Raw genomic sequence first — 24512 nt, 5'->3', positions numbered from 1 at the left:
GGAACGTAGCGATCAATTCAATTGTGTGCAATTGAATTGATCACAATGATGACAGGCGATCAGTCTTTTGCGGCGCGTGCAGCTGCGGGAGGGACCTGCCCCCTCCCGCATCGGACCTAGCGCGGCACCAGGTCCAGGCACACCGAGTTGATGCAATAGCGCAAGCCGGTCGGTGGAGGGCCGTCCGGGAACACATGCCCCAGGTGCGCGTCGCATTTGGCACAGGTAACTTCGGTGCGGATCATGCCGTGGCTGACATCCCGGATCTCGACCATCGCACTGTCGGCAATCGGCTCATAAAAGCTGGGCCAGCCGCAGCCCGAGTCAAACTTGGCCCTGGAATCGAACAACGGTTCATTGCAGCAAACGCAGTGGTACACGCCATCGGTCTTGATGTCGTTATATTTGCCGCTGAACGGTCGCTCGGTCCCCTTGAGGCGGCACACGTTGTACTGCTCCGGATCGAGCATGGCTTTCCATTCATCAACGGTTTTCTGCAGCTTTTCCATTGGTACACCTCGGCAACTGAAAAACCCTGATCTGTGTCTTTTCCATGGATCAGGCGGCACGTATGATTGCGCCTCTTCAAAACGCCAGTCTGGCACCCGCGCCACCGGCATTCAAACGTATTTAAAGGTGCGGGCCGCGCAGGATTCACAGTACGGTAGTGCACACGCCGTCTGGATCGTTCATTTTCAGGATCACATCGCCATGCAGGTCAGCAAATCGAACAAGCTCGCCAACGTCTGCTACGACATTCGCGGCCCGGTGCTCAAGCACGCCAAACGCCTGGAAGAGGAAGGCCATCGCATCCTCAAGCTGAACATCGGCAACCCGGCGCCCTTTGGTTTCGAAGCGCCGGACGAAATCCTCCAGGACGTGATCCGCAACCTGCCCACGGCCCAAGGCTACAGCGACTCCAAGGGCCTGTTCAGCGCGCGTAAGGCGGTGATGCAGTATTACCAGCAGAAGCAGGTGGAAGGTGTCGGTATCGAAGACATCTACCTGGGCAATGGCGTGTCCGAACTGATTGTGATGTCCCTGCAGGCCTTGCTCAACAACGGCGACGAAGTGCTGGTGCCGGCTCCGGATTACCCGTTGTGGACCGCTGCCGTGACCTTGGCGGGCGGCCACCCGGTGCACTATCTGTGCGACGAAGGGGCCGACTGGTTCCCTGACCTTGCCGATATCAAGGCCAAGATCACCCCGAACACCAAGGCCCTGGTGATCATCAACCCGAACAACCCCACAGGCGCCGTGTACTCCAAGGAAGTGCTGCTGGGCATGCTCGAACTGGCGCGCCAACACAACCTTGTGGTGTTCTCCGACGAGATCTACGACAAGATCCTCTACGATGACGCCGTTCACGTGTGCACCGCTTCCCTGGCGCCCGACTTGCTGTGCCTGACCTTCAACGGTCTGTCCAAGTCCTACCGCGTGGCGGGGTTCCGCTCCGGCTGGATCGCCATTTCCGGGCCCAAGCACAACGCCCAGAGCTATATCGAAGGCATCGACATGCTGGCCAACATGCGCCTGTGCGCCAATGTGCCGAGCCAGCACGCGATCCAGACCGCCCTCGGCGGCTACCAGAGCATCAACGACCTGGTACTGCCTCAAGGGCGTCTGCTGGAGCAACGTAACCGCACCTGGGAGTTGCTCAACGCGATCCCGGGCGTCAGCTGCGTGAAACCCATGGGAGCGTTGTACGCTTTCCCGCGGATCGATCCGAAGGTCTGCCCGATCCTCAACGACGAGAAGTTCGTCCTCGACCTGCTGCTGTCGGAAAAGCTTCTGGTGGTGCAAGGCACCGCGTTCAACTGGCCGTGGCCGGATCACTTCCGCGTGGTGACCTTGCCGCGCGTGGATGAGCTGGATATGGCGATCGGTCGCATCGGCAATTTCCTGAAGTCCTATCGCCAGTAACGGAAATAATGCCGTATGACCTTCATTTGGTCGTACAGCGATTATCTGGCAACACTTCTCTGGTATTAGCGGCTTGAGCACGGCGATAGCACCGTGCCAGCCGCCCTGCCCTAGTGTTGACGGGGGTGCGACAGGCTTGACGGCTAACCGGCAAGGGCAATTGTTGTGGGAAAATCCCTTCAACGCGCTACATTCTTGCTGTAGGACACAGTTTGAAATAGTCGCTCGGTTGAATCACCCCATGCCGCACCTTATATACCCCGCAGTAAGCGACATATTAAGCATGAGGAGAACTCTACAACCATGATGCGCATCCTGCTGTTCTTGGCCACTAACCTGGCAGTCGTACTGATTGCCAGCGTCACCCTGAGCCTTTTTGGCTTCAATGGGTTCATGGCGGCCAATGGGGTTGATCTGAACCTCAATCAGCTGCTGATTTTCTGTGCGGTCTTCGGTTTTGCCGGCTCGCTGTTCTCGCTGTTCATCTCCAAGTGGATGGCGAAAATGAGCACCAGCACCCAAATCATCACTCAACCACGCACTCGCCATGAACAATGGCTGATGCAAACCGTGGAGCAGTTGTCACAAGAAGCAGGCATCAAAATGCCCGAGGTGGGGATTTTCCCCGCTTATGAGGCCAACGCCTTTGCCACCGGCTGGAACAAGAACGACGCGCTGGTAGCCGTCAGCCAGGGCCTGCTGGAGCGGTTTTCGCCGGACGAAGTCAAAGCGGTGCTGGCGCACGAGATCGGCCACGTGGCCAACGGCGACATGGTCACCCTCGCACTGGTACAGGGCGTGGTGAACACCTTCGTGATGTTCTTTGCACGGATCATCGGCAACTTCGTCGACAAGGTAATCTTCAAGAACGAAGAAGGCCGCGGTATCGCCTACTTCGTGGCGACCATCTTCGCCGAACTGGTGCTGGGCTTCCTGGCAAGCGCCATCGTGATGTGGTTCTCGCGTAAACGTGAGTTCCGCGCAGACGAAGCCGGCGCACGCCTGGCGGGCACCAGCGCGATGATCGGCGCACTGCAACGCTTGCGCTCCGAACAAGGCCTGCCGGTGCATATGCCGGACAGCCTGACCGCCTTCGGTATCAACGGCGGCATCAAGCAGGGTCTGGCGCGGATGTTCATGAGCCACCCACCACTGGAAGAGCGGATTGACGCATTGCGTCGTCGCGGCTGATACGACTGGGCAAGCCGAAAAGGGGCGATTGGATCGCCCCTTTTTTTGTGGGCGCGATTCAGGCCCTGGTCAACCGGTAAACCCGCTCTTCAAGGCGGGTGACGCCTGCCTGAACAAACTTCCAGCTTTCGCCCAAAATGTCCTGCTCTTCGAGCCTGTCCAACGCCCAGTGTTCGCCGAACAGCACGCGCACTTCATCATCGCCTACCGCAAACGGCGGCCCGGCCTTTTGTACCTGGTCGTAATCGAGCGTAATCAACAGGCCTTTGCAGCCACGGGCCAGCAGGGCATTGAGGCGTTCGGTATATTGCGCCCGCATCAACGGGGGCAACGCGATCAACGCTGCACGGTCATACAACGCGCTGCAATCAGCGACTGCCTGTGCGTTGAGGGAAAAGAAATCCCCGCACCACACTTCGATCAGGCTCGTCTGGTACACCTTGAAGCCGTCACGTTGACTGACCTGCGGCAGCAGCCCCTGCTCGCTGAAGAACGCTTCAACCGCCTGCTCGGACAACTCCACGCCCATCACGCGATAGCCCTGACTGGCCAGCCATACCAGATCCAGGCTTTTACCACACAGCGGTACCAGCACCTTGGCCCCGCCCGCCACTCCCAGTTGCGACCAATGCCGCTGCAGGTAAGGGTTAACCTCGGGCAAATGAAAGCCGATCTGGTTGCGCGCCCAACGCTCCTGCCAAAACTTAGGTTCCATAAACCACCCGAAAATTCGATCAAACCGCGCTAAAACTTATATTAGATTTAGATCGATGATCTGATTAAAGATGGCCCTATGTTAACGCTCAGGAACCCTCTTATGCTCCCCAGCCTGTTTATCTCCCACGGCTCGCCCATGCTCGCCCTGCAACCCGGCGCCAGCGGCCCGGCGTTGCAACGCCTGGCCGCCGAGCTGCCCCGCCCGAAGGCGATTGTGGTGGTATCGGCGCATTGGGAAAGTCAGGGGTTGCTGGTCAGCGGCAGCGCCGCACCCGAGACCTGGCATGACTTCGGTGGTTTCCCTCGCGAGCTGTTTGCCGTGCAGTACCCAGCGCCGGGCGCCCCACGACTGGCGGCAGAAATTGTCGAACTGCTTAACGCCGATGGCTTGGACGCGGGCGTCGACGAGCGCCGCCCCTTCGACCACGGTGCCTGGGTGCCACTGTCGCTGATGTACCCGGCGGCGGATATCCCGGTGGTGCAAGTGTCGTTGCCCAGCCGCATGGGCCCAGCCCTGCAGACCCGGGTCGGGCAGGCACTCGCTGGCCTGCGTGAGCAAGGTGTATTGTTGATCGGTTCCGGCAGCATCACCCATAACCTGGGCGAACTGGACTGGCGTGCCGGGCCGGACAGCATCGAGCCATGGGCGCGCGAGTTTCGCGACTGGGTGGTGGACAAGCTTGCTGCCCGTGATGAAGCCGCCCTGCACGACTATCGCCGCCAGGCGCCCCATGCCGTTCGCAGCCATCCAAGCGATGAGCACTTGTTGCCGCTGTACTTCGCACGCAGCGCGGGAGGCGATTTCAGCGTGGCGCACCAGGGCTTCACCCTGGGCGCCCTTGGAATGGACATCTATCGATTTGGCTGACGCGATTGTAAATGGCGGAGCGGGCTTGCTCGAATGCGCTGGATCAATCAATAGATTAGTTGACTGACACGCCGCATTCGCGAGCAAGCCCGCTCCCACACGTTGATCGAGTGTTGATCCAGCACTGACAGGCAAAAAAAATCCCCGAACCAGTCGGGGATTTTTTATGTGCGATCAATCAGCCCGCAGGCAGATCAATCTTCGCGGTAGCGACGCAGCTTCAACTGCTTGCCGGCAACGCGTGTATCTTTCAGCTTGGTCAGCAATTTTTCCAGACCGTCTTCCGGCAGCTCCACCAGGGAGAAGCTGTCACGGACCTGGATGCGACCGATGGCTTCACGTGCCAGGCCACCCTCGTTGAGGATAGCGCCCAGCAGGTTCTTGGCAGCGATACCGTCACGCGCACCCAGCGCAGTACGGCAACGAGCACGACCTTCGGCCAATGGAACCGGAGCACGACGCTCACGATCACCACGGTCTGGACGGTCGCCGGTACGCTCTGGACGATCACCGCGTGGCGCGTTGTTCGGTACCAATGGGCGTTCTTTCTCGATTGCAGCCAGGGTCAGGGCCTGACCGTTGGTGGCTTTGCGCAGCAACGCTGCAGCCAGGGCACGCGGGGTGCAACCGATATCGGCGGTCAGGCGGTCCAGCAGCTCGCCGTGGGTCGATTCAGCATCGGCAACCAATGGCGACAGGCTGTTGGTCAGTTTCTTGATGCGGGCATCGAGAACGGCCTGGGCATCCGGCAGACGCACTTCGGCAACTTTCTGACCGGTTACACGCTCGATGACTTGCAGCATGCGGCGCTCACGCGGGGTGACCAGCAGCAGTGCACGACCTTCGCGACCGGCACGGCCGGTACGGCCGATACGGTGAACATAGGACTCTGGATCGTAAGGCATATCAACGTTGAACACGTGGGTGATACGTGGAACGTCGAGGCCACGAGCAGCAACGTCGGTCGCCACAACGATGTCCAGACGGCCATCCTTGAGGGAGTCGATCACGCGCTCACGTTGGTTCTGGGCGATGTCACCGTTCAGCGCAGCGGCTTTGTAGCCTTTGGCTTCCAGGGCACTGGCCAGGTCCAGGGTCGCTTGCTTGGTGCGCACGAACATGATCAGCGCGTCGAAGTCTTCGACTTCCAGCAGGCTCAATACAGCCGAGGTCTTCTGGTCAGCGTGAACCAACAGGTGAGCCTGTTCGATCGCGGTAACGGTCTGGGTCTTGGTCTGGATCTTCACGTGTTGCGGATCGCGCAGGTGGCGTTCGGCAATGGCACGGATCGACTGCGGCAGAGTGGCCGAGAACAGCACGGTCTGACGGGTCGGTGGCAGTGCCTTGAAGATGACTTCCAGGTCATCCATGAAGCCCAGTTTCAACATTTCGTCGGCTTCGTCGAGAACCAGGTGGTTCACGGTCGACAGGACTTTCTCGTCACGACGCAGGTGGTCGCACAGACGGCCCGGGGTGGCGACAACAATCTGTGCGCCGTTACGGATAGCTTTCAGTTGTGGGCCCATAGGCGCGCCGCCGTAAACGGCCACAACGGTTACACCTGGCATTTGCTTGGCGTAGGTTTCGAAAGCGGTTGCTACTTGCAGCGCCAACTCACGGGTTGGCGCCAGGATCAGGGCTTGCGGTTCGCGCTTGGCAGGATCGATGCAGTGCAGGATAGGCAGGGCGAACGCGGCGGTTTTACCGGTACCGGTTTGCGCTTGGCCAATCATGTCCTGGCCGGCCATGATGATCGGGATCGATTGCTGCTGAATAGCCGAAGGTTCTTCGTAGCCAGTCGCAATGACAGCGGCGAGAATGTTCGGATTAAGATTAAAAGCGGCGAAGCCGCCGGTTTCCTGGGTCATGGGTCTGCCTCTAAGTGCATCCGCAAAGACCCATGCTCCAAAGCTGCGCATGCCGTGTTGAGACTCAAGAGTCGCCCTGGCTGCTTTGTCGGCGGGGATTTGCGAAAACGAATGAATGAAAAAGATTCGTCAAGGAAGAGTCCGCTGTGCGGACGTGCAGCCGAAGCTGACTTCGGGGAATTGCGCTACCTAAACGCGGCCCGGTTAAAGGCCGGCGCGCACTATACCGGAAATAGCTGAAAAAGGGAGCTTTTTTTATCGCAAAGCACCGATAAAACGCCCTGTGTCACAGCCTTTTCAGATAAGTGCGCCAGGGTCTGTTTTTCAAACGCCCGGCCCTGTTGGTCATCACGCTTAAACGGTTCACCTGTCCAGGCCGGCCCTTTGGTCTGAAACCCTGTCCACGTCAGGGGGCACACCCGATGAATCAAGCCGGCACCCGCCGCGTCACCCGTGAACTCCAGGCCAATATCCTGTTGCCGGGGCTGGACCGAGCGACAGTTGAGAAGGAGCGCTTTACCGTGGCGAGGGAGCTTTCTCGCTGGCCACAGGCGACACGTTGCCCGCTCGAGCGCCCAGGCTTGGCCGCGATGGCGCCGGCACAGGCGCCTATGTGGCCGGCCGAATCGCCTTGATCAACGCTTGCAACGAATACCCCAAACGAGGCGCCAGCACTTCAGCCCGTATGGAAAGCGCGTCCAGGTCCAGTTCCTGATCCAGCTCCGGAGGCACCAGCAGAATCACGTTGCCCTCCTTCACCGGCAGTTCCCAGTAATGCCGGTGATACAACCCACGCAACAACGCCGCGCCCAGCGGCTTGCCATCGTCGGTGGCCCACTGGTTGATCACCAGCCAGCCGCCGGGGTTGAGCTTCTTCTGGCAGTTTTCGAGGAAAGTCCAGGCCAGGTGGCCGACGCCAGGCCCCACATCGGTGTAGAGGTCGACGAAGATCAGGTCGGCCGGTTCGGCGCTGCCGAGCAACTCCAGGGCATCGCCGATTCGGATATACAGGCGCGGATCATCGTCCAGCCCCAGATATTCAATCGCCAGGCGCGGTACGTCGGGGCGCAGCTCGATGGCTTCGACGTCCTCAAGCGTCAGGAACTTGAGACATGCCTGGGTCAGCGTGCCGGCGCCCAGGCCGAGGAACAGCGCACTCTCCGGCTGCTCATGGCACAACGCACCGATCAACATGGCACGGGTGTAGTCGTACTCCAGCCAGCTCGGGTCGGCAGTGAACACGCAACTTTGCTCGATGGCATCGCCAAATTCGAGGAACCGGTAATCGGCCACTTCCAGCACGCGAATCATGCCGAAATCATCATGGACTTCGGCCAGCAGGTGCTCGACACGCTCCTCGCTCATCACTACTCCTAACGGGTTTACTGCAGGGCAAAGTGCGCGATTGTCGGCCAAGCGACGGCAGCAGGTCACGCACTAATTGCTGCTAACATTGACACCCTTACGTCAACCTAACCAACGAGTGCATGATGAGCCAACCCTGGAGCCCCGACAGCTGGCGTGCCCTGCCGATCCAGCAACAACCCCGGTACCCGGATGCCGCGCACCTGCTGCAAGTGGAACAGAGCCTGGCCAGTTACCCGCCGCTGGTGTTCGCCGGGGAAGCCCGCGAATTGCGTCGTCAGTTTGCCGAAGTGACCCAAGGGCGCGCCTTCCTGCTGCAAGGCGGTGACTGCGCCGAGAGCTTTGCCGAGTTTTCCGCCGCAAAAATCCGCGACACTTTCAAAGTGCTGCTGCAGATGGCGATCGTCATGACCTTCGCCGCTGGCTGCCCGGTGGTGAAAGTCGGGCGCATGGCCGGCCAGTTCGCCAAGCCGCGCTCGTCCAACGATGAAACCATCAACGGCATCACTCTGCCCGCCTACCGCGGCGATATCGTCAATGGCATCGGCTTCGACGAAAAGAGCCGCGTGCCCGACCCGGACCGCCTGCTGCAGAGCTACCACCAGTCCACCGCCACCCTCAACCTGCTGCGTGCCTTTGCCCAGGGCGGCTTTGCCGACCTGCACCAGGTGCATAAGTGGAACCTGGACTTTATTGCCAACTCCGCGCTGGCCGAGAAGTACAGCCAACTGGCCGACCGCATTGACGAGACCCTGGCCTTCATGCGTGCCTGCGGCATGGACGATTCGCCGCAACTGCGCGAGACCAGTTTCTTCACCGCGCACGAAGCGTTGCTGCTCAACTATGAAGAAGCCTTCGTGCGTCGTGACAGCCTGACCAACGACTACTACGACTGCTCGGCCCATATGCTCTGGATTGGCGACCGTACCCGTCAGCTGGATGGCGCCCACGTCGAGTTTCTGCGCGGGGTGAACAACCCGATCGGGGTCAAGGTCGGCCCGAGCATGAACCCGGACGACCTGATCCGCCTGATCGACATCCTTAACCCGGACAACGACCCTGGCCGCTTGAACCTGATTGCACGCATGGGCGCCAATAAGGTCGGCGACCACCTGCCAGCGCTGATTCGCGCCGTGCAGCGCGAAGGCAAGCAAGTGCTGTGGAGCTCCGACCCCATGCATGGCAACACCATTAAGGCCAGCAGCGGTTATAAGACCCGCGACTTTGCGCAGATCCTCGGCGAAGTGAAGGAGTTCTTCCAGGTACACCAGGCAGAAGGCAGCTACGCCGGCGGCATTCATATCGAGATGACCGGGCAGAACGTCACCGAATGCATCGGTGGCGCACGACCGATCACCGAGGACGGTTTGTCGGACCGCTATCACACCCACTGCGACCCGCGGATGAACGCCGATCAGTCGCTGGAACTGGCGTTTCTGATTGCCGAAACCTTGAAACAGGTCAAGCGCTGAGGTTGTTGCCTAATGTGGGGGGCTGGCTTGCCTGCGAGACGGCCTGGCAGGCGCCATGCAAGCAAGCTCCCTCGCCACAGTTCAACGCCGCCCCGGAGTGGTGTAGATACCGATGCCCGATGGCGCTCTAAAAACCCGCATCCACATGCAGCATCGCCAACCGTAACCGCGCGGCACTCGGCCGCTGGCAATTAAGCTGGATCTGTTGCAGCCCCAACCAGTCGGCCATCTGCCGCAGATTAAGCGCCAGCGCCAACATCCCTTGTTCATCCAGGCCCGGCTCTTCCTCGTGCACCGCATGCACGGCCAGGCAGCCGTTGGCCCGCTCGGCGCGCAAATCAATGCGCGCAGCGATGCGCTCATTGTGCAAAAACGGCAGCACGTAGTAGCCATACACGCGCTTGTGTTGTGGGGTGTAAATTTCCAGCCGATAACGGAAGTCGAACAGGCGCTCGGTACGGGCACGTTCCCAGATCAACGAATCAAAGGGCGACAGCAATGCGCTGGCCGGCACGTTGCGTGGCACCTTGGGTTCCGGCAGGCAATATGCCAGATGCTTCCAGCCTTGCACCTGGCAGCCCAGCAATCGCCCATCCTCGACCAATTCGGCCAGGCGCTGGCGACTGTCGACGGGATCGAGGCGGAAGTAATCGCGCAGGTCTTTTTCAGTGGCCACGCCTAACGCAGTTGCGCTGTGCAACAACAAGCCCCGCTGGGCCTCGGCTTCGCCCACGTTGGCTTGAAGGATCTCGGCTGGGAGCACCCGTTCGGGCAAATCATAGAGGCGTTCAAACCCACGCCGCCCCGCCACAGTGACCAGGCCGGCAGCGAACAACCATTCCAGCGCATGTTTCTCCTCGCTCCAATCCCACCAGGGCCCGGCACGCTCCTCACGGGTCGACAGGCTGCCCGCGCCCAATGCGCCCTGCTCTTCGACGGCCCGCAGAACGCGCCGGACAGTATCCTGCCGCTCACGCCCGAATCGCGCCATCTGCGCGTAAATCCCCTGACCCTGTTTGGCCCGCTCCATGCGCCAGCGCATCAAGGGGTACATCGCCATGGGCAGCAACGAGGCTTCGTGCCCCCAATATTCAAACAACGAACGCCGTCGCCCCTGGCTCCAGGCGGCCTGCTCGAGAATCAGGGGGCAGTAATTGCCCAGCCGAGAAAACAGCGGCAGGTAATGGGACCGGACCACGGCGTTGACCGAGTCGATCTGCAGCACACCGAGGCGCTCGATCAAACGGTTGAGGTGCGCAGCTTTTACCTGTGCCGGCGGCTGGCGCCCGGAAAACCCCTGGGCTGCCAGCGCCATGCGTCGTGCTTGCTTGAGGGAAAAGGAGAGGACGACGGCGGGCATGGTTAGCTCCTTGAATGCGCGCGTCCTACCCTACTGCATTGCGGGTTACTTTCGCAGCGGGTCTTCCCAGAAATGCCGATGGATCTCCTGCTCCACGTCAATACGGTTGAGACCGATATCCTTGAGCGCGTCATCGCTCATGCCCGCCAGCATCCGGCGTTCGCGGTGCAAGGCCTGCCAACGCGAAACCCTCTGAAAAAGCCCGAACAGCGGCCACTTCGGCGCCAACACATACTCTTTTTGACCTTTCATCTTCTCGTCCTCCAGTGGGGATGACGCCAGTGTGTGCCTGGGCTTATGATCAATCCAACGAATGTTTCTTATGCAATACATCTCGGAGATTGATCAATTGCCGACTTACCCGAGCATCGACACAGAAGTGCTGCGCACCTTCGTCGCCATCGCCGATCAGGGCGGGTTTACTCGGGCCGGGGAGTTGGTCAACCGCACCCAATCGGCGGTGAGCATGCAGATGAAACGCCTGGAAGAGGACGTGCTGCAGCGCAAGCTGTTCGAGCGCGATGGGCGCCAAGTGCGGCTGACGCCCGAGGGCCAAGTGTTGCTGGGGTATGCGCGGCGCATTCTGAAATTGCACAGCGAGGTGTTCAACACCCTGCGCGAGCCGCATATGGTGGGGTTGGTGCGCATCGGCACGCCGGACGATTACGTAATGCGCTTCCTGCCGGGCATTCTCAAGCAGTTCTCCAAAGCGTACCCGCTGATCCAGATCGAGCTGCACTGCGAGTCGTCAACGGTGCTGATGCAACGACGAGACCTGGCATTGACCGTCATCAGCCGCGAGCCCGGCAATGATCTCGGTGAGTTTTTGCGCACTGAGCGCATTGTGTGGGCCGCCTCACCGTGTTTCTGCGTGGACGAGCATGACGCCCTGCCGTTGGCGGTTTCCGGCGAAGACTGCGTCTACACTCAATGGGCCCGGGCCGCGTTGGACGCGTCCGGGCGCGATTATCGCCTGGCCTATCACAGCTCCAACGGCGCGGCGATCCTGGCGGTAGTCAGTGCCGGCTTGGCGGCGATGATCAGCATGGAAAGCCTGGTACCCCAAGACCTGCGCGTACTCGGCAGCGACGAAGGCTTCCCACCTTTGCCGTCGATGCACCTGCGCTTGCTGCGCAACCCGCAAATGACTTCGCCCATCACCGAATGCCTGGCCGAATACATCCATGAAGGGTTCAGACTTTAAAGGTCAGCATCACCGCGCACACCGCCAGAAAGCCGCAGAACAGGCCACGCAACACGCGTTCGGGCAGCGCATGAGCGACTTTCACGCCCCAGCTGATACTGAGCAGGCCGCCGACCGCCAAAGGCACGCCGATCAGCCAGTCCACTTCGCGGTGCCAGGCGTAAGTGACCAGCGTCACGCTGGTGCTGGGTAGCGCCAACGCAAGGGACAAGCCTTGGGCGACTACCTGGCTGGTGCCGAAAACACTGGTAAGCACCGGCGTGGCCACCACCGCGCCGCCGACACCAAACAATCCGCCCATGGACCCTGACGCCGCGCCGAGTACGCCCAACCACGGCCAGGAGTAGCGCATGTGCGCAGTCGGCGGTGCGTTACGGGTAAACATGCGCAGCAGGTTATAGGCTGCCAATACCACCAAAAACACGATGAAACCAATCCGCATCGTCTCGGCGTCCAGCCCTACCGCCCAGATCGAACCCAGCCAGGCAAAGCTGAAGCCCATCACACCCAGCGGCAAGGCATGGCGCAGCTCAATGCGGTTGCGCTGATGATAGCGCCACAGGGCCAGCATCACGTTGGGCACCACCATGACCAGCGCGGTGCCTTGGGCGATCTGCTGATCCAGGCCGAACAGCACACCCAGCACGGGGATGGCAATCAGCCCGCCGCCAATGCCAAACAAGCCGCCCACTGTGCCCAGGGCCGCACCCAATACCAGGTAGATCACTAAATCCCACACCGCTCGCTACTCCGCAATCCCAAGCCTTGCATGCTACGCAGTCGGCTCTGGCACGGAAACGCACAGCAACGCACAATGGTTGTGCCAACCTCGCATAAGCATGGGCCGATGAATCCGAATACGCTGACCGACCAACTGAGCCTGTTTCTCGATGTACTGGAAACCGGCAGCTTTTCCGCCGCTGCGCGCCGCCATCCGTTGACTCCCTCGGCGGTGGCGCGACGAATCGACAGCCTGGAAAACTCGGTCGGCAGCCGCCTGTTCCAGCGAAGCACCCACGCCGTGGTACCTACCCCCGCCGGCTTGGCCTTTGCCGAGCGGGCGCGACGGATTGTCAGTGAATTGCAGCTGGCTCGCGCCGAAGCCGTGTCCCTGAGCCATGCGCCGGAAGGCCTGATCCGCATGGACGCACCGGCGGCTTTCGGGCGACGGCACTTGGCGCCGGTGATCGCCGATTTCCTGAAGGTGTACCCAGGGCTGGATGTGCACCTGCATTTGATCGACAGTTTTGTCGATATGCAGGGCGCGCATTTGGGCAAGGTCGACCTGGTGTTGCGTGCCGGGCATATTGCCGACACCCGGCTGATCGCCACGCCGCTCGCCAGTATCGTGCGCATTGCCTGCGCCAGCCCTGGCTACCTGAAAAGCCGCGGTACGCCGACGCACCCGCGGGAGTTGAGCGAACACGATGGCCTGGATTGGGACGGGTTGGCGCCGATGTTCGCCTGGCGCTTCGAACTGGACGGGCGCCGCACCATCTACCGCCCTCGCCGTATCCGCATGAGCGCCAACAACGCCGAGGCCCTGCTCTCCGGCGCCCTGGCAGGGCTTGGTATTGCGCACCTGCCGACGTGGCTGGCCAGCGAATATCTGGTACGTGGTGAACTCTTGCCGCTGTTTTGTGAAAACGGCTTGCCCAGCCCGGAAACCGCCGGCATCTATGCGCTACGCCTGGAGCAACAAACCAATGCCCGCAGCCGGTTGCTGCTGGAATACCTGAAGTCCCGTTTCGGCCCTGTGCCACCTTGGGACCTGGCCCTGCAAAGCAGCATGGTCTGACCGCTCGGATAAAATTATCTGGCGCATTAAAGATTTGCCCGCTAGATTCCAGCTCATCCAGGCTTTTCGAGGCACCGACATGAGCAAGAACCCTACACCCTGCGAATCCTTGATGCTGGATAACCAGTTGTGTTTCGCACTGCATTCCACCTCGCTGCTGATGACCAAGGTCTACAAGCCGCTCCTTCAAGCCCTCGGCCTGACCTATCCGCAGTACCTGGCCATGATGGTGCTGTGGGAAGAAGACGGGTTGACCGTCGGTGAAATCAGCAATCGACTGCTCACCGATCCTGGCTCCCTGACGCCCCTGCTCAAGCGCCTGGAAGCCGAAGGCCTGTTGAGCCGCACCCGCAGCCGCGAAGATGAGCGCGTGGTGGTGGTGGAACTGACCGATGCCGGACGGGCGCTGCAGGACAAGGCCATGGGGATTCCTCATTGCATCCTGGGCGCCAGCGGGCTGGAATTGGAGCAGTTACGCAAGCTGCAGGCGGATTTGCTTGCCCTGCGCAGCAACCTGCAAACCTCGGTATAGCAAGCGATAAAGCAAAAAAATGTGGGAGCAGGCTTGCTCGCGAATGCGCTGTATCAGCCGCTGAATCAGGTGACTGCCACACTGCCTTCGCGATCCAGCCCGCTCCCACATTGCGTTTCTAGCGCATCCAAAAATCCTCAGCGAAAAATATTTATAAATTTACCTTGCGCACTAAACATTAGCGCTATACATTCACCTCACCAACTACTTAGCGCGCAAACATTTAGCGCTACATTTCAGAGGGCGACACCATGCAAACACTCTATACCGCAGTAGCCACCGCCACCGGCGGCCGTGATGGTCGCGCTGTCTCCAGCGACAATATCCTCGACGTTAAACTCTCCACCCCCAAGGAATTGGGCGGTGCTGGCGGCCAAGCCACCAACCCTGAACAACTGTTCGCGGCCGGGTATTCGGCCTGCTTTATCGGCGCGCTGAAATTCGTAGCCAGCCAGACCAAACGCAAAATTCCGGATGACGCATCGATCACCGCCCATGTTGGCATCGGCCAGATCCCCGGCGGCTTCGGCCTGGACATCGACTTGCATATCAGCCTGCCAGGCCTGGCCCAGGACGATGCGCAAAGCCTGGTCGAGGCCGCTCACCAGGTCTGCCCGTACTCCAACGCCACCCGTGGCAACGTGGATGTGCGTCTGCACGTCACCGTTTAACCATCGCGGCCTTGATCGGAGAAGAACATGAACACATTCGCCAAAGCACTCACCGGCAGCCTGCTTGCCCTGTCCATCAGCACCGCCTTCGCCGCTAGCGGTGATGTGGAGCACAGTACCCAGGGGTTCCTGGATGCGCTGAACGCCGGCACCGGCAAGCCGATTGAGCAATTGACGCCCCAGCAAGCCCGCGCAGTGCTGACAGGTGCCCAGGCCGGGGTGAAGTTGACCCTGCCCAAGGCGGATGTGAGCCAAAAGACCATTCAGGTCGATGGCCAGCCATTGGACCTGACCATTGTGCGCCCGGCCGGGGTCAAAGGTACTTTGCCGGTGTTCATGTTCTTCCACGGGGGTGGCTGGGTGCTGGGGGATTACCCGACCCATGAGCGCCTGGTGCGGGACCTGGTGGTGGGTTCGGGGGCAGTGGCGGTCTTCGTCAACTACACGCCATCACCGGAAGCGCACTATCCAGTGGCGATCAACCAAGCGTATGGCGCGACAAAATGGGTGGCGGAGCACGGTAAAGAAATCAACGTCGATGGCACGCGCCTGGCGGTCGCCGGCAACAGTGTCGGCGGCAACATGGCAGCGGTGGTCAGCCTGATGGCCAAGGACAAGGGCACGCCGGCGATCAAGTTCCAGTTGCTGCTGTGGCCGGTGACCGACGCCAACTTCGACACGGGTTCCTACAACCAGTACGCAGAAGGGCATTTCCTTACCAGGAACATGATGAAATGGTTCTGGGACAATTACACCACCGACGCCCACCAGCGCGCCGACATCTACGCCTCGCCATTGCGGGCCACCACCGATCAACTCAAGGGCTTGCCGCCTGCGATGGTGCAAACCGCCGGTGCCGATGTATTGCGTGACGAGGGTGAAGCCTACGCTCGCAAGCTCGATCAGGCCGGTGTGCCGGTCACTGCCGTACGTTACAACGGCATGATCCACGACTACGGTCTGCTCAACGTGGTCAGCCAGGTGCCTGCTGTACGCTCTGCCCTGCTGCAAGCGTCGGATGAACTCAAGCAACACCTGAAGTAAACACTGCACGCACAAAAAAGCCCGACGCATGGTCGGGCTTTTCAGTTCGTATCGCAGCAAGAATTACTTCTTGGCGCGACCTTTGTACGAACCACCTTCGCGGGTGTCGATCTCGATCAGGTCGTCGATTTCGATGAAATCGGCTACTTGCAGTTCGGTACCGTTGCTCAGCTTGGCAGGCTTCATCACCTTGCCCGAAGTGTCGCCGCGAGCGGAGCCTTCGGTGTAGGCAACTTTACGCACGATAGTGGTCGGCAGCTCTACGGAAACCAGGCGCTCTTCGAAGAAAATAGCTTCGCAGACGTCTTCCATGCCTTCTTCGATGAATGGCAGAACGGCTTCGATATCTTCAGCGTTCAGCTCGTACATGGTGTAGTCGGTGGTGTCCATGAACGTGTAGGTGTCGCCGCTGATGAAGGACAGGGTCGCTTCTTTGCGGTCGAGGATCACATCGTCCAGTTTGTCATCGGCGCTGTAGACGACCTCGGTCTTGTAACCGGTCAGCAGGTTTTTCAGCTTGGTCTTCATGATGGCGCTGTTACGACCAGACTTGGTGAACTCAGCTTTCTGAACCAGCCAAGGGTCGTTTTCGAGACGGATCACTGTACCGGGTTTCAGTTCTTTACCAGTTTTCATTGCATATATCCGAAATTTGGATGGGATTTACAAAAATCAAGGTGGCGTATCATATCCAACTTTTATAAAACTCTACCAGCGCCGTCGCAAGATCGGCCTGCAAGGCCTGTTCCAGACACCAGTTTTGCGCATGCTGGTTGAGCTCCGGCCAGTGCTCCAGCAGCCTTTTCCACGGTTGGCCCACATCGCCCTCAGTGTTCCAGGCTTGCCAGAGCGCAACCAGAGCCGCCTTGGCCGGCGGTGACAACGCGGCGGTGTACAGCTCAAGGAACGCATCGAGCTTGTCGAGGTGAATGTCTTCGTCCTGACGATAAATGTGCCACAGCAACGGGCGCCCGGCCCACTGGGCCCGCACGAACGAATCTTCTCCGCGCACGGCATTGAGCTCACAGCACCACAGCAACTGGTCGTACTGCGCCTGGCGCACGAACGGCAGCACTTGCACGGTCAAGGCACCGCGCTGATGAATGGCCCCCGCCGCCAAGCCCTCCTCGCCCAGCCAGCGTTGCACATCACCCAGGACGCGGCCTTCCGGCACCAATAGATGAGTGGCGCGCCCGTCCGTCGACAATACGTCCAGCCAGCCGCTCAGCCCGGTGTTTTCGTAAGCGAACAGCGAGATCAGCCGCGCATCCGCAACAGGATATACGCCCAGGGTTTGCAGAAATTGCCGCTGCGCATTGGGATCCTGCTGAAAAGCCTGACGCTGTTGCAGCACCCCTGACTCACGCAACAGCCCGCCAGTGCCTGGGCGAAAGCCGGGAAAAAAGAAGTACTTCTGCACTCCCTTGAACTTCACCGACGGCAGGCGGTGGCAGCCCACCACCCAGTCCTCGGCGCTGAGGTAATCCAGGTTCATCCACAAAGGCGTTCGTTCACGCGCAGCCATGGCTTCCATGTAGTCAGCCGGCAGTTGGCAAGCGAACGCTGCAATCACCACATCAGCGGCGGGCGTTGCCGACCATTCGCGCGGCCAGTGGCGCACATCGACGCCCTCTTGCCATTGCTGCTCCAGGCTTACATCGACCTGCGGGCACATGCGCTCGAAGGCGCGCAGGTCATCGACCCACAGGCGCACATCACAGGCGTGCTCCGCTACCAATTGCCGGGCCAGTCGCCAGGTCACGCCAATGTCGCCGTAGTTATCGACGACGCTGCAAAAAATATCCCAGCGGGCTTTCATTCCGGGCTCCAATGCTTAAAGGCTCGATTGTCCGCATAAATACGCCGGTGCAGAAGGCTTGATCGCGATTATTCTGTGCAGTGGCTGTGCGACAATCGCCACTCTGCCGTCAACGCCTACCCGGAGGCCCGTCATGCCTGACCGTCCGCTGTCGCTGCTCAAGCTTTGCATTGCCATTGCCGCAGGCGTGTGGCTGGGGTTTATCGCCATCGCGCTGACCACCTGGCTGGCATCGCGCTACTTGTTCGCACAAAGCCTGGCGCCAGTGGCCCAGGCGGTTCAACAGCTGGGCACACCGGCCAGCGTTGCGCCGCAGCCGCAGGAGCCGAACCGCATGTTCGAGCAGTACCAACAGAACCTGCACAAGCAGGAGCAGCAACAGGCTCTGGACCAGGCCCGAAGCAATGCGCGCAACCTGTCCAACCCCAAATGCCAGTTCTGGCTGCAACAGGACCAGAACGCCCCGAGTGAAAAGACCAAAGCCAATGTCCTGCAATTGTGCGACTGAAGATCATGAATAAACACGCCGTTCTCCAGCTGATCCTGGAAAAACTCACCGCTGACCTCGACATCGCCCAACGCGCCGCGCAGACCGCCTACGAGACGGCGACACACGAAGAGAACATCGCAGAAAACAAGTACGACACCCTGGGGCTGGAGGCTTCTTACCTGGCGGCCGGCCAGGCCAGGCGGGTCGAAGAGATTAAGCAGTCGCTGGCCCTGTGCCAGAACCTGCAGTTGCGCGCCTACGATGATCGGCGCGGGATCGAAGTCGGCACGCTGCTGGGCCTGGAAGACGAGAACGATCGCCAGCAATGGCTGTTCCTGGCGCCGGATGCAGCGGGGTTGAAGGTGGATGTGGTCGGGCAACCGGTAACCGTCATCACCCCGCGCTCACCCATGGGCAAAAGCCTGCTGGGCAAGCGTATCGACGATGAAGTAGAGATTCTGGTGGCGGGCGCCCGGCAACATTTCACGGTTACCGAGGCCAGATAAATCACTGTGGCGAGTGAGCTTGCTCCCGCTGGGCTGCGAAGCGGCCCTGAAATACTTGCGGGCGCTGCGCACCCGAGCGGGAGCAAGCTCCCTTGCCACACGGATCAGTGGAGGGGCAGTTCAACACCGTCGAACGGCTCTTCCAGTTCTTGCTTGTTGTGGCACTGGACCGCCTTGGCCATTACTTCACGGATCAGGTGCAACGATCGCCAGCAATGGCTGTTCCTGGCGCCGGATGCAGCGGGGTTGAAGGTGGATTTGGTCGGGCAACCGGTAACCGTCCTCACCCCGCGCTCACCCTTGGGCAAAAGCCTGCTGGGCAAGCGTATCGACGATGAAGTAGAGATTCTGGTGGCGGGCACCCGGCAACATTTCACGGTTACCGAGGCCAGATAAATCACTGTGGCGAGGGAGCTTGCTCCCGCTGGGCTGCGCAGCGGCCCTGAAAAACTTGCGGGCGCTGCGCACCCGAGCGGGAGCAAGCTCCCTCGCCACACGGATCAGTGGACGGGCAGTTCAACACCGTCGAACAGCTCTTCCAGTTCTTGCTTGTTGTGGCACTGGACCGCCTTGGCCATCACTTCGCGGGTCAGATGGGGTGCGAATTTCTCGATGAAATCGCACATGAACCCCCGCAGGAACGTGCCACGACGGAAGCCGATCTTGGTCACGCTGGACTCGAACAGCTCGCTGGCATCGAGCACCACCAGGTCTTTATCGAGTTGAGTGTCGACCGCCATCTTGGCCACGATCCCTACGCCCAGGCCCAAGCGCACGTAAGTCTTGATCACGTCGGCATCGGCCGCGGTGAACACCACTTTCGGCGTGAGGCCGCGATGGCTGAAGGCTTCATCGAGCTTCGAGCGACCGGTAAAACCAAACACGTAGGTGACGATCGGGTATTCCGCCAGGGCTTCGAGGGTCAGCTTCGGCAGCTTGGCCAATGGGTGCCCCTGAGGCACGACCACGCAACGGTTCCAGCGGTAGCACGGCATCATGACCAGATCACCGAACAGCTCCAGGGCTTCGGTGGCGATGGCGAAATCGACAGTGCCATCAGCGGCCATCTCGGCGATCTGCATCGGCGAGCCCTGGTGCATGTGCAACGCCACGTCTGGGTATTGCTTGATGAAATCGCGGATCACCGGCGGCAATGCGTAGCGTGCCTGGGTGTGAGTGGTGGCGATCGACAGGGTGCCCTTCTTCTCGTTGGAGAATTCCTGGGCGATCTGCTTGATGCTCTCGACCTTGCGCAGGATCTCACCGGCGGTGGTGATGATGCGTTCGCCCGCCGGGGTTACGCGGGTCAAGTGTTTGCCGCTGCGCGCGAACACTTCAACGCCCAGCTCGTCTTCGAGCAGGCGGATCTGCTTGCTGATACCGGGTTGCGAGGTGTAAAGGCTTTGAGCAGTAGCGGAAACGTTGAGGTCGTGGTGCGCCACTTCCCAGATGTAGCGCAGTTGTTGAAGCTTCATATGAATCCCTCAAAGCAAATAGACGCCACGGGTATCAGCGACGGTATATAACTATATTAAAGGTAAGATGTATAAATCTAGAACTTTTTATCGTTTTTACCGATCAGTATCATCACCGCTCTGACGTTGCAGCGACGGCACCAGATAAACCGGTACGTTCGCCAGTTGCAGCAGCCGTGCGGCGGTGCGCCCAAGCGGTGTCGCCGCCGCGCTTGCATGGCTCTGACTCCCTACGATCAACAGGTCAACGGAAAGTTTATGCAGTTGGTCGAGAATCACCTCGCATGGGTCCCCCTGAATCACCCGTACCGAACGAATCAACTTCAGGTCCTGCTCCCCGTCCCCCAGTTCCTCGCGAAAGCTGTCAAGCACCCGTTGCTCGATCGTCGCCATAAGCGTTGTCAGCCCCCGGCTCTGCCATTCGTTGAGGGCCTTTTCATCAAGGTAGCTCTGCAACACCGACTCAGCGAACAGCCCGATGGGCTCCACCACATGAACCACATACAAATCCGCCTTGAACGTTCGCGCCAACGCCAAGGCATGCTGCATGACATACGGCGCATACGGGCCAAGATCCGTGGCGTACAGCATCGAACGAACCATAAAACCCCCTGGACTGCCAGGATGGCGGAGATTAAATGAGCTTAGCAGCGCCTTGAAGAGTTCGGCTCAGCTCTCGCTCTGGATGTTCAACTCATTACTGATGCCATGGGGCACATGCCCGGTGGCCACCACCTGCCTGGCTCTTTCACAATGGCCGGCCTGGTCATCGAAGAACACATCGGCGGCGAATGCTTCCAGAAACGCGGATTTATCCAGGCCACCCAGGAACAGCGATTCATCCAGGCGGATATCCCATTCGCGCAACGTGCGGATGACCCGCTCGTGAGACGGCGCCGAGCGCGCGGTGACCAGTGCCGTTCGAATCGGGCACGCCTCATCGGTGAACTCACGTTGCAGCAGGTTGAGTGCCGCCAGGAACCCTTTGAACGGGCCACCGTGTAAGGGTTGGCGCGCCGACTCTCGCTCACTGGCCTGAAACGCTTCAAGGCCGCCAGCCTGGTAGACGCGCTCGGACTCGTCGGAGAACAGCACCGCATCGCCGTCGAACGCGATTCGCAATTCCTCGCTCGATGCCCGGCGTGCACCACCTGACAAGATCGTCGCCGCGGCAAAGCCGGCGTCGAGGGCACTGCGCACATCCTCGGCATGGGTCGACAGAAACAGATGGCAACCAAAGGCAGCCAAATACGGATAGGGACTGCGCCCCCCGACGAAAGCAGCGCGGGAAATATCCAGGCCGTAATGCTGGATCGAATTGAACACCCGCAAGCCCGTATCGGCACTGTTGCGCGACACCAACACCACCTCGACACGGGCACGCCCGAGACTGGCGTTAAGGCTCAGCAGTTTCTTGACCAGCGGGAAGGCATCGCCGGGCTCAAGGATTTCCTCTTCGTGCTCGATCTGGTACTTGCGATACGGCTCAACCCCTTCGGCGAGGTAGACCTTGTGGCTCTCGCTCAAATCGAACAAGGCGCGCGATGAAATCGCCAGCACCAGTTTGTCGCTCAAACCCTTCACCATGTGCTTGCCCCCGAATCAGCGATTGTGCCGATCAATAAAACTCAAAGCCTGGTAAAGCGCCTGCATGCGCGGTAATTCGCAACCGGCCGCTTTGGCGGCGGCCAATGGCCGGGCGTAGATGGCCGCCAGTTCCAACGGGCGCTTATGCACGTGGTCGTGGTACATGCTGGGCAGATAGTCGTCCATGGTTTCAGTCATGGCGAACATCTGCCCGGCGTAGCTTGCGGCAATGTCATGGCCGCAAGCGCAAGCGCCCTGTATCACTTCGGCCATCAGCGCCTGGATCAGCGCGCGGCTGGACTCATCCGCCATCATCGCGCGGGTCCCCGTGCCCAGCAACACGGAGAGCCCATTGAACGGCACATTCCACACCAGTTTATGCCAGCGGGCCTGATGCACGTTGGCCATGGCCTGGGATTCGATGCCCGCTTGATGAAACAGCCCGGCCCCTTCCTCGACAATCGCCTGCTGCCGCGCTTCATCGTTGGCCGCCGTGCCACTGTGATAACCCAGATTGACTCGCCCCAGCGCGTGATGCTCGACAACGCCCGGCGCGGCGCGATGCACGCCGATGTAGCACAGGCCACCGAGCAAATGCAGCGACGACGGCAGGTGTTCGCGCAGACTGTCCTCCACATCCAGTCCATTTTGCAGCAGCACCACCTTGGCGTCCGGCGCCGCAACCTGGGCGAGGGTCGGGGCCAGATCGGCATTGCCGGTGGATTTGGTTCCCACCAACAGCCAATCGCAGGGCGGCATATCGCCGGGTTGGGCATACGCCTGCACCGGGTGCAGGTGCAGGTTGCCATGTACGGTACTGTTCAGGCGCAGCCCCCGTTCGCTGACTGCCGCGTATTCGCTGCGCAACAGAAAGTGCACATCGAACCCGGCACGCGCCAGCATCAGGCCGTAGAAACCGCCAATGGCGCCGGTGCCAATGATGCCGATACGTGGCGAAGGGTGTGCAATTGCGGTCATGGCAAATCCTCTGGAGTGCGGGACAGTGCGTGGTTCACGGCGTCGATAAGGTCAGGTTGCGTAAGCCGTGTCTGTAATTGCCCGTAGAATTGACCCTCGCACACGAGGAACAACGCGGGCAAATGAAAGATCTGGTAACGTTCGACCGCGCCGCCGTTGTGCCCGGCATCCACCCAACACAGCCGGTCCACCGGCAAGCGCCAGCCCGGCAACTGCTGGCGTGCCCAGCGGCAACTGGAACAACCGACACTGGTAAACACTACCAGCGAATACCCCGGCAACCCCAGCAATTGCTGGTCGATGTCCAGGTCGGTCAATTCCAGTTGCTTCACTATACTGCTGCCATTACCGTCCTTGGGACGGTGTTCGGAGTCCGTGTACATGGGTCGTTTTTTACCTCACCCTGATGATATCGCTGTCGAGTTGATCCAACGTCCCTCTCCTGCCCTGCCCCGCCAACGCCTGCGCACTATCGGCCGCGGTGGCATCGCCTGCAACTGGCCGCGTGCCTGGCGCGCCGGCACGGCGGTCGACCTGTATATACCTTCCCTGGGCGCCAGCGCCCGCTATCCAGGCTATGTCGCGTGGTGCCGCAAAGTGGAGGCCGGCTATCGCATCGGCATCAGTTTTACCGATGAACATGCCCTGTTCGGCGCGCGCATGGGCGAGCAAGTGTGCCAGATCGAACGTTACTGCCGCCTGCACGAAACCGCCGAGCCTACACCCCAGCAACTCGAAGCCTTGGCCCGCGATTGGGTATCGCGCCACGCCGGCGAGTTCTCCCATGAGGCAATCGTGCGGCCCGTGCTGGATTAAAGCGGGCTTTGCCCATTGTCGCGGGCCCGTGTTACGCGCTAAGGTTCCTCCCCCCATGCATTCAAATCATGCTGTGCTCCGCCGCACGGGGATGGCTGGCGGCCGGCACCCGTGACCCTGACGAGTAACACGATGGCTGATTTACCGATCAATGACCTTAACGTTGAATCCAACGAGACCCTGATCACGCCCGATCAGCTCAAGCGCGAAATCCCTCTGAGCGACGCTGCCCTGCAGACCGTCACCAAGGGCCGCGAAGTCATCCGTGACATTCTCGACGGCACCGACCACCGCCTCTTCGTAGTGATCGGGCCTTGCTCGATCCACGACCTCAAGGCCGCCCACGAATACGCCGAACGCCTCAAGGTGCTGGCGGCGGAAGTGTCCGACACCTTGTACCTGGTGATGCGCGTCTATTTCGAGAAGCCGCGTACAACCGTCGGCTGGAAAGGCTTGATCAACGATCCCTACCTGGATGACTCGTTCAAAATCCAGGACGGCTTGCATATCGGCCGTCAACTGCTGCTGGACCTGGCGGAAATGGGCCTGCCCACCGCCACCGAAGCGCTGGACCCGATCTCCCCGCAGTATCTGCAGGACCTGATCAGCTGGTCGGCCATCGGCGCCCGCACCACCGAGTCCCAGACGCACCGCGAAATGGCGTCCGGCCTGTCCTCGGCCGTGGGCTTCAAGAACGGCACCGACGGCGGCCTGACCGTGGCGATCAACGCACTGCAATCGGTTTCCAGCCCTCACCGCTTCCTGGGCATCAACCAGGAAGGCGGCGTGTCCATCGTCACGACCAAAGGCAACGCCTACGGTCACGTG

Annotated in this window: 28 protein-coding genes and 1 pseudogene; 15 read left to right on the top strand and 14 right to left on the bottom strand. The window is 60.4% G+C overall.

Going from position 1 to position 24512, the window contains the following annotated elements:
- Positions 1–116 precede the first annotated feature (116 nt).
- Positions 117–509 (bottom strand): peptide-methionine (R)-S-oxide reductase MsrB, encoded by a 393-nt coding sequence (msrB, locus tag Q1V60_RS13395; protein WP_300631068.1) that lies wholly within the window; start codon positions 507–509, stop codon positions 117–119.
- Positions 510–711: 202 nt separating this feature from the next.
- Between msrB and Q1V60_RS13390 the strand changes: the two genes are divergently transcribed.
- A complete protein-coding gene (locus Q1V60_RS13390; RefSeq protein WP_057722784.1) occupies positions 712–1923 on the top strand; it encodes a pyridoxal phosphate-dependent aminotransferase in 1212 nt (403 codons plus the stop codon).
- 303 nt (positions 1924–2226) lie between these two features.
- Entirely contained in the window at positions 2227–3114 is an 888-nt protein-coding gene (htpX, locus tag Q1V60_RS13385) for a protease HtpX (RefSeq protein WP_065885152.1), read from the top strand.
- 58 nt (positions 3115–3172) lie between these two features.
- Here the strand turns inward: htpX and Q1V60_RS13380 are convergent, their stop codons facing one another.
- Positions 3173–3829: a thiopurine S-methyltransferase gene (locus Q1V60_RS13380; protein ID WP_300631063.1), complete on the bottom strand. Its 657-nt coding sequence runs from the start codon at positions 3827–3829 to the stop codon at positions 3173–3175.
- 102 nt (positions 3830–3931) lie between these two features.
- Between Q1V60_RS13380 and Q1V60_RS13375 the strand changes: the two genes are divergently transcribed.
- A complete protein-coding gene (locus Q1V60_RS13375) occupies positions 3932–4699 on the top strand; it encodes a class III extradiol ring-cleavage dioxygenase (RefSeq protein ID WP_300631061.1) in 768 nt (255 codons plus the stop codon).
- Positions 4700–4893: 194 nt separating this feature from the next.
- Here the strand turns inward: Q1V60_RS13375 and Q1V60_RS13370 are convergent, their stop codons facing one another.
- Entirely contained in the window at positions 4894–6567 is a 1674-nt protein-coding gene (locus tag Q1V60_RS13370; RefSeq protein ID WP_065872724.1) for a DEAD/DEAH box helicase, read from the bottom strand.
- 422 nt (positions 6568–6989) lie between these two features.
- Between Q1V60_RS13370 and Q1V60_RS13365 the strand changes: the two genes are divergently transcribed.
- The gene (locus Q1V60_RS13365; protein ID WP_300631056.1) at positions 6990–7202 is read left to right on the top strand and encodes a hypothetical protein; all 213 of its coding nucleotides are present in this window, start codon (positions 6990–6992) and stop codon (positions 7200–7202) included.
- Here the strand turns inward: Q1V60_RS13365 and Q1V60_RS13360 are convergent.
- The gene (locus Q1V60_RS13360; protein WP_300631054.1) at positions 7177–7932 is read right to left on the bottom strand and encodes a spermidine synthase; all 756 of its coding nucleotides are present in this window, start codon (positions 7930–7932) and stop codon (positions 7177–7179) included. The two genes, Q1V60_RS13365 and Q1V60_RS13360, sit on opposite strands and share 26 nt — an antisense overlap.
- 125 nt (positions 7933–8057) lie before the next feature.
- Here Q1V60_RS13360 and Q1V60_RS13355 point away from each other — a divergent pair, with 125 nt between their 5' ends.
- Positions 8058–9404 (top strand): class II 3-deoxy-7-phosphoheptulonate synthase, encoded by a 1347-nt coding sequence (locus Q1V60_RS13355; protein ID WP_300631052.1) that lies wholly within the window; start codon positions 8058–8060, stop codon positions 9402–9404.
- Positions 9405–9531: 127 nt separating this feature from the next.
- Here the strand turns inward: Q1V60_RS13355 and Q1V60_RS13350 are convergent, their stop codons facing one another.
- Together Q1V60_RS13350 and Q1V60_RS13345 are read right to left on the bottom strand one after the other, a co-directional pair.
- Positions 9532–10764 carry a winged helix-turn-helix domain-containing protein gene (locus Q1V60_RS13350; RefSeq protein ID WP_300631050.1) on the bottom strand — a complete coding sequence of 411 codons (1233 nt, stop codon included), beginning with the start codon at positions 10762–10764 and terminating at the stop codon, positions 9532–9534.
- Between the two features lie 45 nt (positions 10765–10809).
- Positions 10810–11016, bottom strand: a complete 207-nt coding sequence (locus Q1V60_RS13345; protein WP_300631048.1) for a DUF1127 domain-containing protein — start codon at positions 11014–11016, stop codon at positions 10810–10812.
- 70 nt (positions 11017–11086) lie between these two features.
- Here Q1V60_RS13345 and Q1V60_RS13340 point away from each other — a divergent pair, with 70 nt between their 5' ends.
- The gene (locus Q1V60_RS13340) at positions 11087–11968 is read left to right on the top strand and encodes a LysR family transcriptional regulator (protein ID WP_300631046.1); all 882 of its coding nucleotides are present in this window, start codon (positions 11087–11089) and stop codon (positions 11966–11968) included.
- Here Q1V60_RS13340 and Q1V60_RS13335 read toward each other — a convergent pair.
- Entirely contained in the window at positions 11958–12707 is a 750-nt protein-coding gene (locus tag Q1V60_RS13335) for a sulfite exporter TauE/SafE family protein (RefSeq protein ID WP_300631044.1), read from the bottom strand. The two genes, Q1V60_RS13340 and Q1V60_RS13335, sit on opposite strands and share 11 nt — an antisense overlap.
- 108 nt (positions 12708–12815) lie before the next feature.
- Between Q1V60_RS13335 and Q1V60_RS13330 the strand changes: the two genes are divergently transcribed.
- The 4 genes from Q1V60_RS13330 (at position 12816) to Q1V60_RS13315 (ending at position 16013) form a co-directional block, all read left to right on the top strand.
- Complete coding sequence (locus Q1V60_RS13330; RefSeq protein WP_300631042.1) at positions 12816–13766, top strand: LysR family transcriptional regulator; 951 nt, start codon at positions 12816–12818, stop codon at positions 13764–13766.
- A gap of 79 nt (positions 13767–13845) precedes the next feature.
- Positions 13846–14298, top strand: coding sequence for a MarR family transcriptional regulator (locus Q1V60_RS13325; RefSeq protein ID WP_300631040.1), 453 nt, complete (start codon positions 13846–13848; stop codon positions 14296–14298).
- A gap of 251 nt (positions 14299–14549) precedes the next feature.
- Positions 14550–14969 (top strand): organic hydroperoxide resistance protein, encoded by a 420-nt coding sequence (locus Q1V60_RS13320; RefSeq protein ID WP_300631038.1) that lies wholly within the window; start codon positions 14550–14552, stop codon positions 14967–14969.
- Positions 14970–14996: 27 nt separating this feature from the next.
- Entirely contained in the window at positions 14997–16013 is a 1017-nt protein-coding gene (locus Q1V60_RS13315; RefSeq protein ID WP_300631036.1) for an alpha/beta hydrolase, read from the top strand.
- Between the two features lie 63 nt (positions 16014–16076).
- Here Q1V60_RS13315 and Q1V60_RS13310 read toward each other — a convergent pair whose 3' ends face one another.
- Both Q1V60_RS13310 and earP read right to left on the bottom strand, forming a co-directional pair.
- On the bottom strand, positions 16077–16649 hold the full coding sequence (locus tag Q1V60_RS13310) for an elongation factor P (RefSeq protein WP_300631034.1): 573 nt from the start codon (positions 16647–16649) through the stop codon (positions 16077–16079).
- Between the two features lie 49 nt (positions 16650–16698).
- A complete protein-coding gene (gene earP / locus Q1V60_RS13305; RefSeq protein ID WP_300631032.1) occupies positions 16699–17832 on the bottom strand; it encodes an elongation factor P maturation arginine rhamnosyltransferase EarP in 1134 nt (377 codons plus the stop codon).
- A 133-nt stretch (positions 17833–17965) separates the two neighbouring features.
- On the opposite strand from earP, the gene Q1V60_RS13300 reads away from it, so the two are divergent.
- From Q1V60_RS13300 to Q1V60_RS13290, 3 genes and pseudogenes are all read left to right on the top strand, one after another.
- Positions 17966–18340, top strand: coding sequence for a hypothetical protein (locus tag Q1V60_RS13300; protein ID WP_300631030.1), 375 nt, complete (start codon positions 17966–17968; stop codon positions 18338–18340).
- Positions 18341–18345: 5 nt separating this feature from the next.
- Positions 18346–18828 (top strand): GreA/GreB family elongation factor, encoded by a 483-nt coding sequence (locus Q1V60_RS13295; RefSeq protein ID WP_300631028.1) that lies wholly within the window; start codon positions 18346–18348, stop codon positions 18826–18828.
- Between the two features lie 207 nt (positions 18829–19035).
- Positions 19036–19224 (top strand): annotated as a pseudogene (locus Q1V60_RS13290) (GreA/GreB family elongation factor); the annotation flags it as partial.
- A gap of 104 nt (positions 19225–19328) precedes the next feature.
- On the opposite strand, the gene cysB reads toward Q1V60_RS13290, so the two are convergent.
- The 5 genes from cysB to Q1V60_RS13265 all read right to left on the bottom strand — a co-directional run bounded on the left by cysB (position 19329) and on the right by Q1V60_RS13265 (position 23251).
- Positions 19329–20303, bottom strand: a complete 975-nt coding sequence (gene cysB / locus Q1V60_RS13285; protein ID WP_300631026.1) for an HTH-type transcriptional regulator CysB — start codon at positions 20301–20303, stop codon at positions 19329–19331.
- A 96-nt stretch (positions 20304–20399) separates the two neighbouring features.
- A complete protein-coding gene (locus Q1V60_RS13280) occupies positions 20400–20906 on the bottom strand; it encodes a universal stress protein (RefSeq protein ID WP_300631024.1) in 507 nt (168 codons plus the stop codon).
- 66 nt (positions 20907–20972) lie between these two features.
- Positions 20973–21890 carry a 5'-nucleotidase gene (locus Q1V60_RS13275; RefSeq protein WP_300631022.1) on the bottom strand — a complete coding sequence of 306 codons (918 nt, stop codon included), beginning with the start codon at positions 21888–21890 and terminating at the stop codon, positions 20973–20975.
- A gap of 15 nt (positions 21891–21905) precedes the next feature.
- Complete coding sequence (locus Q1V60_RS13270; RefSeq protein ID WP_300631020.1) at positions 21906–22868, bottom strand: putative 2-dehydropantoate 2-reductase; 963 nt, start codon at positions 22866–22868, stop codon at positions 21906–21908.
- Positions 22865–23251: a thioredoxin gene (locus Q1V60_RS13265; protein ID WP_300631018.1), complete on the bottom strand. Its 387-nt coding sequence runs from the start codon at positions 23249–23251 to the stop codon at positions 22865–22867. Before Q1V60_RS13265 ends, Q1V60_RS13270 begins: the two co-directional genes overlap by 4 nt.
- On the opposite strand from Q1V60_RS13265, the gene Q1V60_RS13260 reads away from it, so the two are divergent.
- Together Q1V60_RS13260 and Q1V60_RS13255 are read left to right on the top strand one after the other, a co-directional pair.
- Positions 23250–23684 carry a PilZ domain-containing protein gene (locus Q1V60_RS13260; protein WP_300631016.1) on the top strand — a complete coding sequence of 145 codons (435 nt, stop codon included), beginning with the start codon at positions 23250–23252 and terminating at the stop codon, positions 23682–23684. The two genes, Q1V60_RS13265 and Q1V60_RS13260, sit on opposite strands and share 2 nt — an antisense overlap.
- A 132-nt stretch (positions 23685–23816) precedes the next feature.
- The coding region (locus tag Q1V60_RS13255) for a 3-deoxy-7-phosphoheptulonate synthase (RefSeq protein WP_300631014.1) at positions 23817–24512 on the top strand (696 nt) is incomplete at its 3' end.

It is taken from the genome of Pseudomonas sp. (assembly GCF_030147005.1).
Lineage (GTDB): Bacteria > Pseudomonadota > Gammaproteobacteria > Pseudomonadales > Pseudomonadaceae > Aquipseudomonas.
Note: the sequence above shows the minus strand (reverse complement) of the source record. Positions and strands in the feature narration are given on the sequence as shown.

Excerpts from the sequence above, each read along its gene's own strand:
- msrB (WP_300631068.1), bottom strand. The coding sequence starts at position 509 with ATGGAAAAGCTGCAGAAAACCGTTGATGAATGGAAAGCCATGCTCGAT.
- Q1V60_RS13390 (WP_057722784.1), top strand. The coding sequence starts at position 712 with ATGCAGGTCAGCAAATCGAACAAGCTCGCCAACGTCTGCTACGACATT.
- htpX (WP_065885152.1), top strand. The coding sequence starts at position 2,227 with ATGATGCGCATCCTGCTGTTCTTGGCCACTAACCTGGCAGTCGTACTG.
- Q1V60_RS13380 (WP_300631063.1), bottom strand. The coding sequence starts at position 3,829 with ATGGAACCTAAGTTTTGGCAGGAGCGTTGGGCGCGCAACCAGATCGGC.
- Q1V60_RS13375 (WP_300631061.1), top strand. The coding sequence starts at position 3,932 with ATGCTCCCCAGCCTGTTTATCTCCCACGGCTCGCCCATGCTCGCCCTG.
- Q1V60_RS13370 (WP_065872724.1), bottom strand. The coding sequence starts at position 6,567 with ATGACCCAGGAAACCGGCGGCTTCGCCGCTTTTAATCTTAATCCGAAC.
- Q1V60_RS13365 (WP_300631056.1), top strand. The coding sequence starts at position 6,990 with ATGAATCAAGCCGGCACCCGCCGCGTCACCCGTGAACTCCAGGCCAAT.
- Q1V60_RS13360 (WP_300631054.1), bottom strand. The coding sequence starts at position 7,932 with ATGAGCGAGGAGCGTGTCGAGCACCTGCTGGCCGAAGTCCATGATGAT.
- Q1V60_RS13355 (WP_300631052.1), top strand. The coding sequence starts at position 8,058 with ATGAGCCAACCCTGGAGCCCCGACAGCTGGCGTGCCCTGCCGATCCAG.
- Q1V60_RS13350 (WP_300631050.1), bottom strand. The coding sequence starts at position 10,764 with ATGCCCGCCGTCGTCCTCTCCTTTTCCCTCAAGCAAGCACGACGCATG.
- Q1V60_RS13345 (WP_300631048.1), bottom strand. The coding sequence starts at position 11,016 with ATGAAAGGTCAAAAAGAGTATGTGTTGGCGCCGAAGTGGCCGCTGTTC.
- Q1V60_RS13340 (WP_300631046.1), top strand. The coding sequence starts at position 11,087 with ATGCAATACATCTCGGAGATTGATCAATTGCCGACTTACCCGAGCATC.
- Q1V60_RS13330 (WP_300631042.1), top strand. The coding sequence starts at position 12,816 with ATGAATCCGAATACGCTGACCGACCAACTGAGCCTGTTTCTCGATGTA.
- Q1V60_RS13325 (WP_300631040.1), top strand. The coding sequence starts at position 13,846 with ATGAGCAAGAACCCTACACCCTGCGAATCCTTGATGCTGGATAACCAG.
- Q1V60_RS13320 (WP_300631038.1), top strand. The coding sequence starts at position 14,550 with ATGCAAACACTCTATACCGCAGTAGCCACCGCCACCGGCGGCCGTGAT.
- Q1V60_RS13315 (WP_300631036.1), top strand. The coding sequence starts at position 14,997 with ATGAACACATTCGCCAAAGCACTCACCGGCAGCCTGCTTGCCCTGTCC.
- Q1V60_RS13310 (WP_300631034.1), bottom strand. The coding sequence starts at position 16,649 with ATGAAAACTGGTAAAGAACTGAAACCCGGTACAGTGATCCGTCTCGAA.
- earP (WP_300631032.1), bottom strand. The coding sequence starts at position 17,832 with ATGAAAGCCCGCTGGGATATTTTTTGCAGCGTCGTCGATAACTACGGC.
- Q1V60_RS13300 (WP_300631030.1), top strand. The coding sequence starts at position 17,966 with ATGCCTGACCGTCCGCTGTCGCTGCTCAAGCTTTGCATTGCCATTGCC.
- Q1V60_RS13295 (WP_300631028.1), top strand. The coding sequence starts at position 18,346 with ATGAATAAACACGCCGTTCTCCAGCTGATCCTGGAAAAACTCACCGCT.
- cysB (WP_300631026.1), bottom strand. The coding sequence starts at position 20,303 with ATGAAGCTTCAACAACTGCGCTACATCTGGGAAGTGGCGCACCACGAC.
- Q1V60_RS13280 (WP_300631024.1), bottom strand. The coding sequence starts at position 20,906 with ATGGTTCGTTCGATGCTGTACGCCACGGATCTTGGCCCGTATGCGCCG.
- Q1V60_RS13275 (WP_300631022.1), bottom strand. The coding sequence starts at position 21,890 with ATGGTGAAGGGTTTGAGCGACAAACTGGTGCTGGCGATTTCATCGCGC.
- Q1V60_RS13270 (WP_300631020.1), bottom strand. The coding sequence starts at position 22,868 with ATGACCGCAATTGCACACCCTTCGCCACGTATCGGCATCATTGGCACC.
- Q1V60_RS13260 (WP_300631016.1), top strand. The coding sequence starts at position 23,250 with ATGGGTCGTTTTTTACCTCACCCTGATGATATCGCTGTCGAGTTGATC.
- Q1V60_RS13265 (WP_300631018.1), bottom strand. The coding sequence starts at position 23,251 with ATGTACACGGACTCCGAACACCGTCCCAAGGACGGTAATGGCAGCAGT.